13 protein-coding genes are annotated in these 16,147 nt (G+C 46.2%); 11 read left to right on the top strand and 2 right to left on the bottom strand.

The window, feature by feature from the left end:
- Positions 1-15 precede the first annotated feature (15 nt).
- Complete coding sequence (gene asnB / locus EML15_RS02320; RefSeq protein ID WP_144273229.1) at positions 16-1,938, bottom strand: asparagine synthase (glutamine-hydrolyzing); 1,923 nt, start codon at positions 1,936-1,938, stop codon at positions 16-18.
- A gap of 517 nt (positions 1,939-2,455) precedes the next feature.
- Here asnB and EML15_RS02315 point away from each other — a divergent pair.
- The 9 genes from EML15_RS02315 (at position 2,456) to EML15_RS02275 (ending at position 12,761) form a co-directional block, all read left to right on the top strand.
- Entirely contained in the window at positions 2,456-3,547 is a 1,092-nt protein-coding gene (locus EML15_RS02315; RefSeq protein WP_144273228.1) for a cytochrome c oxidase subunit II, read from the top strand.
- 12 nt (positions 3,548-3,559) lie between these two features.
- Entirely contained in the window at positions 3,560-4,012 is a 453-nt protein-coding gene (locus tag EML15_RS02310; protein WP_144273227.1) for a cytochrome c oxidase subunit 4, read from the top strand.
- Positions 4,013-4,539: 527 nt separating this feature from the next.
- The gene (locus EML15_RS02305) at positions 4,540-5,157 is read left to right on the top strand and encodes a heme-copper oxidase subunit III (protein WP_144273226.1); all 618 of its coding nucleotides are present in this window, start codon (positions 4,540-4,542) and stop codon (positions 5,155-5,157) included.
- A gap of 70 nt (positions 5,158-5,227) precedes the next feature.
- On the top strand, positions 5,228-6,130 hold the full coding sequence (locus EML15_RS02300) for a cytochrome c (protein WP_144273225.1): 903 nt from the start codon (positions 5,228-5,230) through the stop codon (positions 6,128-6,130).
- The gene (locus EML15_RS02295; protein ID WP_144273224.1) at positions 6,127-7,347 is read left to right on the top strand and encodes a ubiquinol-cytochrome c reductase iron-sulfur subunit; all 1,221 of its coding nucleotides are present in this window, start codon (positions 6,127-6,129) and stop codon (positions 7,345-7,347) included. The genes EML15_RS02300 and EML15_RS02295 overlap by 4 nt, the downstream gene beginning before the upstream one ends.
- Positions 7,347-8,972 (top strand): cytochrome bc complex cytochrome b subunit, encoded by a 1,626-nt coding sequence (locus EML15_RS02290; RefSeq protein WP_144273223.1) that lies wholly within the window; start codon positions 7,347-7,349, stop codon positions 8,970-8,972. Before EML15_RS02295 ends, EML15_RS02290 begins: the two co-directional genes overlap by 1 nt.
- A 678-nt stretch (positions 8,973-9,650) precedes the next feature.
- Positions 9,651-10,283 carry a C40 family peptidase gene (locus EML15_RS02285; RefSeq protein ID WP_144273222.1) on the top strand — a complete coding sequence of 211 codons (633 nt, stop codon included), beginning with the start codon at positions 9,651-9,653 and terminating at the stop codon, positions 10,281-10,283.
- A gap of 261 nt (positions 10,284-10,544) precedes the next feature.
- Positions 10,545-11,579: an NlpC/P60 family protein gene (locus tag EML15_RS02280; RefSeq protein WP_144273221.1), complete on the top strand. Its 1,035-nt coding sequence runs from the start codon at positions 10,545-10,547 to the stop codon at positions 11,577-11,579.
- 24 nt (positions 11,580-11,603) lie between these two features.
- Positions 11,604-12,761, top strand: a complete 1,158-nt coding sequence (locus EML15_RS02275; protein ID WP_144273220.1) for a glycosyltransferase family 4 protein — start codon at positions 11,604-11,606, stop codon at positions 12,759-12,761.
- Between the two features lie 35 nt (positions 12,762-12,796).
- On the opposite strand, the gene EML15_RS02270 is transcribed toward EML15_RS02275, so the two are convergent.
- A complete protein-coding gene (locus tag EML15_RS02270) occupies positions 12,797-14,128 on the bottom strand; it encodes an MFS transporter (RefSeq protein ID WP_144273219.1) in 1,332 nt (443 codons plus the stop codon).
- Positions 14,129-14,319: 191 nt separating this feature from the next.
- Here EML15_RS02270 and EML15_RS02265 point away from each other — a divergent pair, with 191 nt between their 5' ends.
- Positions 14,320-15,276 (top strand): ROK family glucokinase, encoded by a 957-nt coding sequence (locus EML15_RS02265; RefSeq protein ID WP_144273218.1) that lies wholly within the window; start codon positions 14,320-14,322, stop codon positions 15,274-15,276.
- 89 nt (positions 15,277-15,365) lie between these two features.
- Entirely contained in the window at positions 15,366-16,097 is a 732-nt protein-coding gene (locus EML15_RS02260) for a lysophospholipid acyltransferase family protein (protein ID WP_144273217.1), read from the top strand.
- The last annotated feature ends 50 nt before the right edge of the window (positions 16,098-16,147 follow it).

Raw genomic sequence — 16,147 nt, 5'->3', positions numbered from 1 at the left:
GCGAGAGCGTTAATTCTAGAGATATACCGGGTATTCTTTGTCCTCAATACCTGGATCAATGCGTTCTTCCACAAAAATGCCATGCCATACCATGAACGCCAATACTGTCCATAGCCTGCGAGAATGATCTGATACACCGTCGCGATGCTCATTGAGCATGGTGAGAATAGCTTTTTTATCAAAAATATCTTCAGTCTCTGACTGCGTGATTTGATCTTGCGCCCAGCCAAATAGTTCATCGCCAGCTAGCCAGTGGCGCATGGGTACGGGGAAGCCCAATTTCTTGCGATGGAGCACATGGGCAGGGACAATTTGCTCCATAGCCTTGCGCAACGCATATTTTGTGGTGTTATGGGAGATTTTGAGGTCATAAGGGATTGTTTCTGCAACGGCAAAAACTTCCCGATCCAAAAATGGCACGCGCAACTCTAGAGAGTTTGCCATGGTCATTTTGTCTGCTTTGACCAAAATATCGCCACGCATCCAGGTGAACAGGTCAAGATGTTGCATTCGGGCAACCGGGTCCATATCGCGGGAATGTGCGTAGATCGGTGCTGTTACGTCCTTGTGATCCCACTGAGTTTTTGCCCACGGCAATACGCGCTGGAGCTGGTCGAAATTAAAAGAGCGAGCATTGCCGTAGTAGCGTTCTTCCATGGTCATTGCGCCACGCTCTAGTAGTGATTTGCCTTTCATTCCTGTGGGCAATATCTGCGAGAGCTTGCCTAAACCTCTGCGCAAAGGCGATGGTATTTTCTCGAATGGTGCCAAGGAAAGTGGTTCTTTATAAATGGTGTATCCACCAAATAATTCATCAGCGCCTTCTCCAGAAAGAACCACTTTGACGTGCTTTCGTGCTTCTTGCGCCACAAAATATAGTGGCACAAGCGATGGGTCTGCCACTGGGTCGTCAAGATACCACATAATTTTTGGAATAGCTGCAGCGTATTCTTCTGGTGACACAATTTTCACCACGTGTTTTACCCCGATTGCCTCTGCAGATTCTGCAGCAACATCTACTTCTGAGTAGCCTTCTCGCTCAAAACCTGTGGTGAAGGTTATCAGATCCGGGTTATGACGTTTGGCTAGTGCAGCAATTGCCGTGGAATCAATGCCGCCAGAGAGGAAGGAACCTACGGTGACATCAGCACGCATATGCTTTTCGACGGAGTCCTCAAGCGCACGAGCGATACGGTCGAATAACTCTTGTTCTTTTCCTTTTGTTACTGGCTGCGCAGGGAACCGAGGTGTGAAATAGCGTTGTTGCTCTAGCTCGCCACCTGGCTTAACTGTGGCAATACAACCAGACTCGAGTCGTCGAATAGCGCTATGGAGGCTTTCTGGCTCTGGAACATATTGCAAATCTACATAGTGTTCGATCGCGCGCTTATCGAGCGATAAATCAAGGCTCAAGTCTTGTTCCATTGCTAGTAAACACTTTTTCTCGGAGGAGAAAGCAGTGCCCTTGGTAGTGGCCGCATAATAAAGTGGCTTAATGCCAAAAGGATCGCGTGCCAAAAATAGTTGCTTTTCGACGGAGTCCCAAATAGCAATGCCAAACATTCCGCGCAAGTGAGAGACGACATCTTTGCCCCAGTGATGGAAACCAACAATGATTGGTTCGCCGTCGCCAGAAGTATTAAAGCTGTAGCCGTATCCTTCTAATTCCTGACGCAGCTCTACGTAGTTATAAATCTCCCCATTGAATGTCATGGCATAGCGCTCTGGCTGCTCTGCTGGCCCCCAAGTTAATGGCTGGTGAGAATGTTCAAGGTCAATAATCGAGAGGCGATTAAAACCGAAAATAACTTGGTCATTATGCCAAGAACCCGCCTCGTCGGGACCGCGGTGGCGCATACATGGCAGCGCTTTTTCGATGCTGCTGGTAAAGCTGGCAGCGCTAGAGTCGGCGCTGAGGAAACCAAGAAGTCCGCACATAAATAATCAGATCCTAAAGTCTTTTCATTCTTTTAATCGAGTTACTTACACAGACTATAGCCTGCTTTAGCTATTCGACGAGTTACCGTGCTGCTTGGACGGGGTATTTATTTCTTGGACTCAATGCCGTTGGGTAGCGTTCGACTGAATTAAGAGTGTGAGGGAATAAAGCGTTAGGACGGCGGGGGTAATACGGGTGAAACTTGTGGGTATCCATAAGGTTGATACGTCTCGTATGTTTTGTGAAATGGATTACATTCAACGGGAGTGTTTGCCTACTGCGGTGCAGGGTAACGGATAAAAAACCGTTGTGAAAAGGGGAAACGTTTTTTTGCCGTATTTAGTGCTGAAATCATTTGTGCTTGTTGAGTTAAAGGAAAGGGCAATTGTGCGCTATCCTGCATATTTAGGTGGGTTCTTGAAGGGAACAAGAAAACTACGTCACGCTCTATGTGATGTGTGACGATCAAGAATCTTCAGAGAAATATATTGTTCAGATGAAGGAAGGCAGACGCGCGTGAATCAGCAGCAGAAGCGTGGCATGAGCCGTAAGGTGCTCCTAGGTGCCCTTCTAGGTGTCAGTGGCTTCGCACTTGCCGGATGTGACGTCGAAGCGCCAGGTGGTCTTCTTGGTGAGATCTTGGCTTTTGGTTGGCCAAAGGGTATTACCCCTGAGGCAACTGCAATGTATAACTTCTGGTCCTGGGTATGGGTTGCCGCATGGATCATTGGTTTTATTATGTGGGGTCTGTTTATTTATGGAATGCTGGCTTGGAATGCAAAGCGTGCCAAGAAAGCAGGAAAAGATGAGTTCCCACGCCAGACGCAATATAACGTTCCATTGGAGTTAGTTCTTACTATTGTTCCAATCATTATTGTGATGGCTCTATTCTTCTTTACAGTTCAGACTGAAGATAAAGTCAATGCACTGAATAAAAATCCAGAAGTAACTGTTGATGTTACTGGTTATCAGTGGAACTGGAAGTTTGGTTATCAGCACGTTGCGGCTGAACTAAGCCCAACTGGTTCTGATTATGACGGTGTGGATCAGGAACGTCAGGCACAGGCAGAGGCGTCAAAAGTTGATCCAAACGGCGATAACCCAATCAATGGTCGTTCTAAGAATGATACTTCTTACCTACGTTTCAATCTTATTGAGACTCTAGGAACCAGTGAGGAAGTACCAGTTCTTGTTCTTCCATCACAGACGCCAATTCAGTTCGACTTGGCTTCTAACGATGTTTCCCACGCTTTCTGGGTTCCTGAGTTCCTGTTCAAGCGAGATGTTTATTCTCACCCAGAGGAGAATAAGCAAGAGCGTCGTTTCCAGATCGAAAAGATTGAAAAGGAAGGTGCTTTCGTCGGTCGCTGTGCGGAGATGTGCGGTACCTACCACTCCATGATGAACTTTGAGATTCGCGTCGTTTCGCCAGAGAAGTTCAAGGAATATCTCAAGATTAGGCATGACGATCCATCCTTGCCGAACTCAGAAGCTCTTGCGAAGATTGGTGAGCAACCTTATGCGGTGACTACACACCCATTCAACGTTGATCGCATGACTCGTGATGGCGACAATGCAGTAGACAATAACGAGCTTGCGAAGAGATAAAGGGGATTATCGATGAAAGCAACTGCAAAACTCTTGTATGGCATGGCGGTATATCTCTTTGCTGCTACTGTGGTGTATTTCTTCGCCACTACCTACGTTCGTGATGATGGAAATCTTTATAAAGAAGGTGCAGGCACATACAACTTCGAGTGGGCAGGTGGTGTGTCATTGGTATTGGCAACTGCATTGATGCTCATGCTTGCTGGTTATCTCCATTTCACTGACAAGCATGTCGATGTTCTTCCAGAAGACTGGGAAGAAGCAGAGATTGCTGATGGTGCTGGCACACTTGGTTTCTTTAGCCCTAGCTCTATTTGGCCTGCTGCCATGAGTGGTGCGGTTGCAGTTCTTGGGTTTGGTATCATCTTTATGCATTATTGGCTCATTGCTGCAGGTGCAATTTTGTTGATTTGGACTACTACTATGCTGAATCTGCAATATGGATTGCCAAAGGAAAAACATTAAAAGTTTTGTTTGCTGTTAAACGCGGAGCCTTCGAGTTGGGTAGCTCGAAGGCTCTTTTGTTATTTTTGTGTAGGTGGGGGCATGAGCGCGATAGTCGTATGGAATGTGAAAAAGTTCCCGAGACGTATGAAAAAATTTTTCCGACTATTCTTTAGGTTATTTTTGGTTCCAATACCCGCATAATGCCAGGTAACTAAGGGGCATACTAAAGTTTGATATGGCAAAAATGCCCCTGCTTTCTTGTGTGATAAAACTCTCAATATTTTCTTTCTGGAAACGCTGAAAAATAATTATTTTTTGTCCCGCATGTACTTCTTATCTGACCTTCTGTCAATGGCGCGAATAAAAGCGGCGTGCTGACCTGCGCCAATGTGTAATGCGGTGAATTCTGGAATATGTACGTATTCTTTTTAAGAAATAGTGACAGGAAAAAGCCAATTTTTTAGGCCAGAGATGGCCATCAAACCTTTGGCTAATGTGGGGGGCGTGAAGTGACTTAAGGCGATAAAACAGCCATACTAGATAACGTGACGAGCGCAATTGGAAATAAAGATATGGCAGCACCACGACGTGTTGCGGCACTGAACCGACCCAATATGGTCAGTGTTGGCACAATCGTGTTTCTGTCTCAGGAATTGATGTTCTTCGCCGGTTTATTCGCAATGTACTTCACCTCACGTGCGAATGGTATAGGAAATGGATCCTGGAAAGAGGGGGCAGAGCACCTCAATGTTCCTTATGCATTGCTAATTACTGCTTTCTTGGTTTCATCATCTATTACTGCGCAGTTTGGTGTGTTTGCGGCTGAACGTGGTGATGTATTTGGATTACGTCGCTGGTTCGGAGTGACTATCTTGCTCGGTTTTGTCTTCTTGGCAGGGCAGGCCTATGAGTACATTCATTTGGTTGAGCATGGTATGACCATTCAGAGCAGCGTCTATGGATCAACCTTCTTCATTACAACGGGCTTCCACGCAGCACACGTGCTTGCTGGTGTCTTGGCTTTCGTTGTTGTGTTGCTAAGGGTTAGTAAAGCAAAGTTCACTCCTGCACAAGCAACAGCAGCAATGGTGGTGTCCTATTACTGGCACTTCGTTGATGTGGTCTGGATTGGACTCTTCATTACTATTTACTTCATTCAATAGGCGGTAGTAGCTTGTAAGGGCAGTTCCTTATAGCTCACAGTCATTCAATTTCCGAACGAGATTAAGGGAAATGATGGATAAGAACCCACAAAACCCCGACATGACAGCTCAAGCTAGATCTGTGTCGGCTACGCAAGCAAAGAAAAAGCGTAATCGTCGTAAGATACGCCGAATGTTTGCTGGTGCTTTGGCTTTTGTGCTCAGTTTGACTGGTGCGGGTGTGATCGTTAATGCGGTAACACCAACTGCACAGGTTGCTACTGCACAAAAAGATGAAAAGGCACTCATTCAAGAAGGTAAAGACCTTTATGACGTAGCGTGTATTACCTGTCACGGTGCAAACCTTCAGGGAGTAAAAGATCGTGGACCTTCACTGATTGGTGTTGGATCTGGTGCGGTTTACTTCCAGGTGCACTCTGGTCGCATGCCTATGCTGCGTAATGAAGCACAAGCTATGCGTAAAACTCCACGCTATTCTGAGTCTCAGACCCTGGCTTTGGCAGCATATGTCGAAGCTAATGGTGGAGGACCAGGAATTGTTAAAGATGAAGATGGCAATGTTTCTCTAGAATCGCTACGTGGCTCGCATTTTGATGGAAACATCAACCCTGCTGACGTTGCACGTGGTTCAGATCTTTTCCGTCTTAACTGTGCATCATGCCACAACTTCACTGGACGTGGCGGTGCGTTATCAAGTGGTAAGTTTGCGCCTGTTCTTGACCCAGCCAATGAACAAGAAATCTATCAGGCTATGCTTACTGGTCCGCAGAATATGCCTAAATTCTCTGATCGCCAGCTAACTGCCGAAGAAAAGAAAGACATCATTGCTTTCATTAAAACAGCGAAAGAGACACCATCCCCAGCTGGATGGAGCTTGGGTGGTCTTGGTCCAGTTGCTGAAGGTATGTTCATGTGGCTAGTAGGAATTGTTGTTCTTATTGCTGCTGCGCTTTGGATTGGATCACGCTCATGAGTAATACAAACGAAAAACAATATTCAGAAAAAGAACTCGCTTCCATGTCGAATGAAGAATTGGCACGGCTGGGAACCGAGCTTGATGAGGTTACTGTTGCTTATCGCAAGCAGCGTTTCCCGATTCCCAATGATCCTGCAGAGAAGCGTGCAAGTCGTGCAGTAGCAGTTTGGTTAGTTCTCGGCATTATTTCTGGTCTTGCATTTCTTGGCGTGTATCTCTTCTGGCCTTGGCGCTATAAAGGCCTTGGCGACGCGGGTCTATGGACATACACTGTTTATACGCCGCTATTGGGGTTGACCGCTGGTTTGACCATTCTTTCTCTTGGCTTTGCTGTTGTCCTCTACATTAAGACAATCATGCCGGAAGAAATTGCAGTACAGCGTCGTCACGATGGTCCTTCAGATGAAGTAGATCGTCGTACTATGGTTGCGTTGCTTAATGATTCTTGGCAGACTTCCACCCTTGGTCGTCGTAAAGTGCTTCAAGGATTGCTTGGTGCTGGTGGTGTGTTGAGTGGCCTCGTGATTGTTGCTCCACTATTTAGCATGATCAAGAACCCTTGGAAAGAAGGACCACTGGGTATTCAAGGTGATGGTACTTTGCATACTTCAGGTTGGTCTTTGTCTAAGAAAGGCGTAAAGCTCTATCTTGGTCGTGACACTGGCGCTACTGCTGCTAAGCACAGCAACTCGGTGGGGGAGCACTACACTACCCAGGGTGTTACTCGTCTCGTTCGTATGCGCCCTGAAGACCTAGCTGCTGCGGGTATGGAAACTATTTTCCCACTTCCTGAAGACTTGGTAAATGATGGCGATAAATACAGTAAGACAGCAGATGTGTATGAGGAGCATATGCACTCCATTCATGGTCCACGTAATGCTGTGATGCTTATTCGTTTGCGTCACTCAGATGCGCAAAAGGTCATTGAACGTGAAGGTCAAGAGGACTTCCACTATGGTGACTACTACGCATATTCCAAGATCTGTACTCATATTGGTTGTCCAACCTCATTGTATGAGGCGCAAACCAACCGTATTCTTTGTCCATGTCACCAGTCACAGTTTGATGCGTTGCATTATGGTAAGCCTGTGTTCGGGCCGGCTGCACGTGCTTTGCCTCAGCTACCAATTACGGTTGATGAAGAAGGATACCTCATCGCTGCTGGTGACTTTGTTGAACCTGTTGGCCCTGCATTCTGGGAGCGTAAGTCATAATGTCTACTAAACTTGCTCAAATTGGCGAAAACATTGATTCACGCTATACGGCTGCTGCTGGTCTTCGCCGCCAAATAAACAAAGTATTCCCGACCCACTGGTCGTTCATGCTTGGTGAGATTTCGCTTTACAGCTTTATCATCTTGCTGTTGACAGGTGTATATCTGACCCTATTCTTTGACCCTTCCATCACCAAAGTGATTTACGAAGGCGACTACCTTCCACTTAACGGTGTGGAAATGTCTCGTGCTTATGAAACAGCACTTGATCTCTCTTTTGAGGTTCGTGGCGGGTTGTTCATTCGCCAAATGCACCACTGGGCAGCGCTCATGTTCGTCATCTCCATGACGGTGCATATGCTGCGTATCTTCTTCACTGGTGCTTTCCGACGTCCACGCGAAGCAAACTGGATCATTGGTTGTATCCTCTTGTTGCTTGGTATGGCTGAAGGCTTTATGGGATATTCTCTACCAGATGATTTGCTTTCTGGTGTTGGTTTGCGAATCATGTCCGCCATTGTTGTGGGTCTGCCAATTGTTGGTACCTGGTTGCACTGGCTCATCTTTGGTGGGGACTTCCCTTCAGAGATCATGCTTGATCGCTTCTATATCGCACACGTATTGATTATTCCTGGCATTATCCTCGGCTTGATTGCAGCGCACCTTGCACTTGTCTGGTATCAAAAGCATACGCAGTTCCCGGGTGCAGGTCGTACGGAAAACAACGTAGTTGGTGTGCGTATTCTTCCATTGTTCGGTCTTAAAGCTGCCGCTTTCGGTTTGATCACAGCAGGTGTGCTTGCTCTTATGGCTGGTCTTACCACCATCAACGCGATTTGGACTCTAGGACCATACAATCCAGCACAGGTATCTGCAGGATCTCAGCCAGATATTTATATGCTTTGGACGGATGGTGCGGCACGTGTTATGCCAGCATGGGAACTATACCTCGGTAACTACACAGTTCCAGGTGCATTCTGGGTAGCAATGCTATGTGGTGTTATGGTTGTCCTACTGGTTGCATACCCATTCATTGAAAAGAAGATTACTGGCGACGATGCTCATCACAATCTTTTGCAGCGTCCTCGTGATGTGCCTGTGCGTACTTCCTTGGGAGTTATGGGCATTGTATTCTTCTTCTTGCTCACTCTTTCTGGTGGAAACGACCTCTTTGCTTACCACTTCCAGATTTCCCTGAATGCTATGACCTGGGTAGGACGTATTGGTCTTATCGTGTTGCCACCTGTTGCATATTTCATTACGTATCGCATTTGTCTCGGTCTACAGCGCTCTGACCGTGAAGTGCTTGAGCATGGTATTGAAACCGGTACAATCAAGCTCCTCCCTAATGGTGCCTTTATTGAAGTGCATCAACCGCTTGGACCAACGGATGAGCATGGACATCCAATTCCATTGCCTTATGCGGGAGCTGCAGTTCCTAAGCAGATGAACCAGCTTGGACTATCTGGTAAGCCAGGTCGTGGCTCATTCTTTAAGCCAGACTCTGCAGAAATCGCACGCAAGGCCGATGAGATTGAACACTCCAACCATGTTGAAGAAGTAGAGATGCTAGAAAATCTTAACCGCGTAAATCGTGAACAAGATAAGAAAGATGGACTTATCTAAAAATAAGTGCTGTCTCTAGTTATCCACAGCTCTCACAGTCAATAAAAAGACTGTGAGAGCTTCTTTCTTTATTGTGCACTCTATCGCCCCATATTCCTTGTATATCTTTCTTACTTTCGACGTGAAATATATGTGAATTATTGTGATAACTGTTTTTTGAGTTGCACAAGTAGAAAATAATTTTGTTCCCTTTTCTCCCGATTCTGCTATGTATTTACTGCTCCAAAAACAGAAAAAAAACAACTGTGTGACATAAATAACTTATTCTAAGGTTTCGTCTTTTTTGCGGTGGGGAAGTTGGCTGGGTGAGTGTGAGAATGGGGCGCATAAAAAATATCATGCACAGAATATGTGCAGCTTAACCAACCTTTTGGCTTTATGTAACATTGATTGCGTGCTTTTCTAGGGACACTTTTCTCGTTATGAGAAAAAGTGACGTTATCTTAGATAACGACTCGATAACATTTTGGAATCATTGGGTTAATTGGACATCAGTCGTTATTTTTTCGTAATCTATTCGAGACAATTAAGCGACCAAAGCAGTCGTGTCGTCAAGAAGAAAATCGATAAGCCTTATTGGTATCGCTGAAACAGCTCAAGATTTCGGTGGTAGCAAACCGGTCAGTGTTGTGAATGACAGTGCTGATTGGTGGTTCAGAAAAGTTTGGAGATTCATTCATGGCTAAACATCGCCGTCGTGGTCAGCACAATCTATGCGCAGCAGCTGTTGTGGTTGGCACAACAGTGACTCTTGCTAATCCAGCACAGGCTGCTGAGCTTTCCGTGCCAGGTTTGGGTGCGGTTAATGTTCCTGGTTTGGAAAACTTGCAGCAAATTACGAATAATCCTGCACAGATCCTTCCTGCACTTCCAACTCTTCCAGGTCAGGCTGCTCCACTAGATTTGGGAGCAATTCTTGGCGCACCAGCGCCAGCTCCGGGCGCTCCTTTGGTTGCTGCTCCTAGCAGCAATGGTCAAGCTATTGTGGATGCTGCACGCAGCAAGATTGGTTCGCCATACGTGTGGGGTGCTGCTGGTCCAGATGCTTTTGACTGCTCTGGTCTTACTACTTGGGCATATTCACAGGTAGGTAAGTCTATTCCACGTACCTCTTATGATCAGGCGGCACAGGGAACTCCTGTTTCTCGTGACCAGCTTCAGCCTGGCGACATTGTTGTTTTCTACTCAGGTGCTTCTCATGTAGGTATCTACACTGGTGTAGGAACTGTTGTTCACGCTCTTACTGAAGGAACTCCATTGTCTGAGTCTCCGATTGACAGCATGCCATTCCACTCTGCAGTACGCTTCTAATAAGGCTGTGGTGTCGCAAAGCAAAGAGCTGGCATCAGTACCTCTGTGAAACGTGCAGTGTAAGCACTGTCGACTGTAAATCCCCGCTAGACCTTTGGTTTGGCGGGGTATTTATGTTTGGGGGTAACTGATGAATAACATAGAACTCATTTGTCACATAAGGAACATTTTTACTGTTGGGGCACCATTTTTTGATTTAAGTATGTATAGTGAACAGGTCAGTATTTATAGGATCGTTATCATTCTAGTTTTGGTTATCGCATGAATAAGTCTCGTCGTTTTTTTGGAAGTGTTGCCACCGTAGTGGCAGGTATCAGTGTATTGAGTTTAAGCCCAGTCGTATCAGCTGATGAGCTTGATACTCTTCTTGCCTCAATGGAAGAAGTATCACAGCAAGCTAATGCTAAGAATGAGGAAGTAAAACAACTAGAGATTGATCTTGAGAATCAAGGTAAAGAACTGGAAGTTTTAGAGCAAGAAGTAAAAGACGCTTCTGCTTTGGTGGATCAGGCAAAGTCTCAAGAAGATCAGTATAAAGAGCAGATTAACCGAATCTCTGGAACCAAGTACAAGGGTACTTTGGTTGATCCTATTACTAACGCAATTTCTTCTGATGATCCTCAGCAAGCAATTGATCGTGCTGCATATTTGAGTACCTTATCCAAGAAAACCCAAGGACTACTTGGAGAATTATCCGATTCCACTCGGCAAGCTGCTAAGGCTCGCAATGATAAATCACGTGCTTTAGCAGAAGCTAAGCATAAGCGTCATGATATTGAGCAAAAGCACAAGCTCTTGCTTAAGGAGCGTGAAGAGTTAGAGGAACAGACTAATGAGCTTGCTGCTCAGGTGGATGGTCTTTCTGAACAAGATCGTACGCGTTGGATAGAAAAGAATGAGCCTGTCTTGGATTTTGTGGCTCAGGAGTTTTCTATTCCAAGTGGAGGTAGTGAGACAGCTAAGGCCGCAGTAGCAGCCGCAATGAGTAAGCAAGGTGCACCATATAGCTGGGGAGCGATCGGACCAGATGCTTTCGACTGTTCCGGTCTTATCTATTGGTCTTATCAGCAAGCTGGTCTTACTGTGCCACGTACTTCTCAGGCACAGATGGCGGCAGGCACTCCTGTGAGTCGAGAAGAACTGCAACCAGGTGATGTTGTTGGTTACTATCCTGGTGCTACTCACGTGGGCATGTATATCGGTGACGGAATGCTTATTCACGCCTCAGATTATGGCATTCCAGTGCAGGTGGTTTCTGTTGATTCGATGCCTTGGTATGGCGCACGTCGTTTCTAGGCATTGTTTCTGAGCATTTCTAATATGCCTAGAGTTCTTCTCGTAACAAATGATTTCCCGCCAACTTTAGGCGGGATTCAATCCTATCTGCGTGATTTTGTGGCAACATTGCCAGCGAATGATGTGGTGGTTTTTGCCTCAACACAAAATGAGTGTGATGCTCAATCATGGGATGCACAGCAGCAATATAAAGTCTATCGGTGGGGTGCCAAGGTCATGTTGCCTACACCTGCAACTGTGCGTCGTCTGCAAGAGATTATTCGTGCGGAAAAAATAGATACGGTCTGGTTTGGGGCGGCAGCACCTTTGGCAATGATGGCAGGTGCAGCTCGTCGTGCAGGTGCAAAGAAAGTTATTGCTTCGACGCATGGACATGAGGTTGGTTGGTCTATGCTGCCAGGAGCACGGCAGATATTGCGCTATATAGGTAATTCTTGTGATGTTGTTACCTATATTTCGTCCTACACGCTTAATCGGTTTCGTCGTGCGTTTGGTGATAATCCGCATTATGTTCATTTGCCCTCGGGGGTATCACTAGATTATTTCCAGCCAATTGCTACTTCCCAAAAAGAACAGAAAGCAGCGGCACTTAATTGGCATAGTGGTGGACCGCATATTGTATGCATTTCCCGACTCGTGGCACGCAAAGGGCAAGATCTGCTTATTCGTGCGATGCCCGACATTGTGTCTGAGTTTCCCAATGCGCAGTTGATTATTGTGGGGGGAGGGGCATATGAGGCAAAATTGCGAAAACTTGCTCTTAAGACTTTTGGTTTACATAGCTCGCACATAGTTTTTAGCGGAAAATTGAGTGATGGGGATATGCTTAGCGCTCTGCAAGCAGCTGATGTGTTTGCTATGCCAGCGCGTACTCGTGGGGCGGGGCTAGACGTCGAAGGGCTTGGCATTGTGTATCTAGAAGCTCAAGCGTGTGAAATACCAGTTGTTGCCGGTAATTCGGGAGGTGCGCCAGAGACAGTCACTCATGCTACTGGAGTAGTTGTTGATGGTCGTGATCGTGCTGGGCTTGCTTTAGCGTTGTGTGCCATTCTCAAGGATAAAAAGCGAGCACAAAGAATGGCACAAGCAGGTCGTGTCCATGCGCAAGATCGATGGACCTGGGAGATCATGGGGAAGCGATTGGCTGATATTGTGCGATTGTCGAGTGAGCCCAGCCGCTAACGGATATCTCCAGAAGATACCTTTAGTTGCTGCAGTTATTTGCGAGCATAAGCACTGCTTTCGCTATTGTCGATCGTGGAGTGGGTGCGGTTATCATGCATGAAGGACACCGCGATGAGTCCTAGAACGGCCATGGCAACAATATACCAAGGGAATAGTTGACCGATGCCAGCATCTTTCATGCCCAGCGCAACGTATTCTGCAGAACCACCAAAGAGGGAATTGCCGATGGCGTAGGTAAAACCAACTCCCAGACCACGAATATACGTAGGGAACATTTCTGCTTTGACGATACCTGAAATCGAGGTATAGAAGCTCAGGAAGAATAATGGGATAAGCATCAAAAATCCACTGATAACCAGAGAATTTTGGTTGTTGATGAGGCTAAAGAATGGCACCGGAATAATAATCATGCTGATAACGTAAATCAACATGCAATTTTTTCGTCCGATCTTATCGGAGAGCATACCGATTAATGGTTGGAAGATAACGAAAACCAGTAAGCACAGAGTCATGACTTTAGCTACGTCAGACTTGCTATACCCAACAGTGTTAATCAGATGTTTCTGGATGTATGTGCTAAACGAATAGAAGGTAAGAGAACCGATTGCTGTAAAACCAAGAACTACCCAAAAAGCTCGTGGATGAGCCAAAACTTCACGGAACGTTCCAGCGCCTTTTTCATTTCTTTCTTCGGAAGATGTGGTTTCATGCAGATGGGACCGTAACCATAACGCCACCAAACCAGCAAGGGCACCGATAACGAATGGCAGGCGCCACCAACCGCCTGAAATTTGTTCTTCGGAGAGGAAAATGGTCATGATCACAGCTAGCAGGCTGGCAAGTAGTTGTCCACCAATGAGCGTCACATATTGAAAGCTGGAATAAAACCCACGACGCTCAGGAGTAGCTACCTCAGACATATAGGTAGCGGTAGATCCATATTCACCACCGACGGAAATGCCTTGGAAACACCGTACCAGTAGCAATAAAAATGGTGCTAAGGCGCCGACGCTTTCTGCCGTGGGGAGGACAGCCATGAGTAATGACCCCAGGCACATGGAGATAATAGCGATGAGCATAGAGGTTTTGCGTCCACGTCGATCCGCAATGCGTCCAAAGATATAGCCGCCAATGGGGCGCATGAGGAAACCAACGAACAAGATGCCGGCAGACTTAAACAACGCACCGGTTTCTCCAGTTCCGGTGAAGAATTTTTCTGCGAAATACACACTGAAAAAGGCGTAAATATAGAAATCAAACCATTCCACTAAGTTGCCGCTCGAGGCAGCAATAATTGTGCGAATAGTATGAGTTTTTTCAGTGTTTTGTGCGCTACTAGCGTTCGTGGAAAGTGGGCTAGACATAGTGCGTGCCTTTCGATCGACAGAAATCTAGTGAATAACAGCAAGGTACACGGTGAATCTAACCGACGCAAGATAGGGGTACTAGGATCAGTGTGCCTCGGAGGAGGATGGTTATACACGCATAAGCCAGACACAGTTATAATTAAGGGGTTATCTTAAATTTACAACCTTAAAAGTGAGACGTGCAGTTTATGTCTTTAAGCGCTCCGACGGTTACTGTTGGCTTTGATATCGGCGGTACGAATATGCGTGCTGCAGTTGTGGCAGAATCAGGAAAAATACTGGATACGCAATCAATTCCTACTCCGCGGACTCAAAGTGGACTAGAGCGAGGGATAAAAGAACTTGTCACCTATTTTGATCGTTCGTATTCTGTGGCAGGGGTAGGGGTAGCCGTCGCTGGTTTTTTGGATCCTGAATGCGAAACTGTTCGATTTGCTCCTCACCTTTCCTGGCGAAATCAACCTGTGCGCGCCCAGCTAGAAGAATTATTGCAGGTGCCAGTGATCCTAGAACACGACGCTAATGCTGCGGCCTGGGGAGAATATGCCTTTGGCGGCGCACAGCAACATAAGAACTGGGTATTCTTTGCACTTGGAACAGGTATTGGCGCCACACTGATGATTGATGGGGAAATTTATCGTGGCGCGTTTGGAACAGCACCGGAGTTTGGACATATATGTGTAGTTCCGCAGGGAAGAAAATGCGCTTGTGGTAAAAGGGGCTGCTTGGAGCGTTATTGTTCGGGTACTGCTTTGGTGGAAACAGCTAAAGAACTATTGGCGCACACAGACCATGACTCTTCTTTGCTTCAGCTTGGCGTCGACGGTTGTTTAACTGGAAAAGCAATTATGCTGGCAGCTCACAATGGTGATGAGTTGGCGCAGCAGGTAGTGGCTGATTTTGCGCGTTGGTTAGGTCATGCGCTATCCACAGTAGTGGATATTTTGGATCCAGAGTTGATTCTCATTGGTGGTGGGGTTTCTGGTGGTGCTGAATTATATTTGGATGCGGCACGTGAGTATTGTGTGCAGAACATTGTTGGTTCAGGCTATCGACCAGTTCCTGAGATTAGTTGCGCTACATTAGGAGATGAAGCTGGTATGATTGGGGTCGCAGATTTGGCTAGAAAACGTCAACTTTCTTAACTCCTGTCACGTTTTCCATGTGGAACGAGTTGGGCAGTATAACGCTGTAGATAGCAGTAGATGGCATAGATTGGTAAGGATATAAGGCGATGCAGAACAAACTTTATTGGTTCTTAAAACATATTGTTGTCGGTCCATTGCTGCATATATATAACCGTCCGACTATGGAAGGTAAGGAAAAAATACCTGCACATGGTTCTGCGATCCTTGTATCTAACCATCAAGCTGTTATGGATTCTTTTTATCTGCCGTTGTTGTGCCCACGTCAGATCATTTTTCCAGCGAAAAAAGAATACTTCACTACTCCAGGCGTTGTTGGGGCAATTCAGAAATGGTTTTTTAGTGGTGTTGGTCAGGTTCCCTTGGATCGTTCTGCCTCAGATGCAGGGCAGGCATTACTCGAAGCTGCACAGGATGTCTTGAATAAAGGGGAGCTTTTTGGGATTTATCCTGAGGGGACTCGTTCACCTGATGGTCGGCTTTATAAGGGAAAAACTGGTATTGCTCGAGTTGCGTTAACGACAGGCGATAAAATTATTCCTGTAGCGATGTTTGGTACTCGTGAGGTTAATCCTATTGGGTCGTGGATTCCGCGTCCTCGTAAAGTGCATATTAAAGTAGGCGATCCTATTGACCCGCATGAATATGTGCGTAACGCTGGCGTGGATCCTAATAGTTATGAAGCAATACGTGGTCTTACTGATCATTTCATGGCTGCTCTCGCCAAGTTAAGTGGGCAAACCTATGTCGACGTTTATGCAGCTGATGTGAAAAAATCATTAGAGGCAGGACAAGGCTATCCTGAGGAAGCACAGCCATAATCTCGTAACTAATGTTTACCTTTCTTTTCTGATTTTCTCAGATTCTGTAC

The organism is Corynebacterium sp. sy017, from assembly GCF_017918135.1.
Lineage (GTDB): Bacteria > Actinomycetota > Actinomycetes > Mycobacteriales > Mycobacteriaceae > Corynebacterium.
Note: the sequence above shows the minus strand (reverse complement) of the source record. Positions and strands in the feature narration are given on the sequence as shown.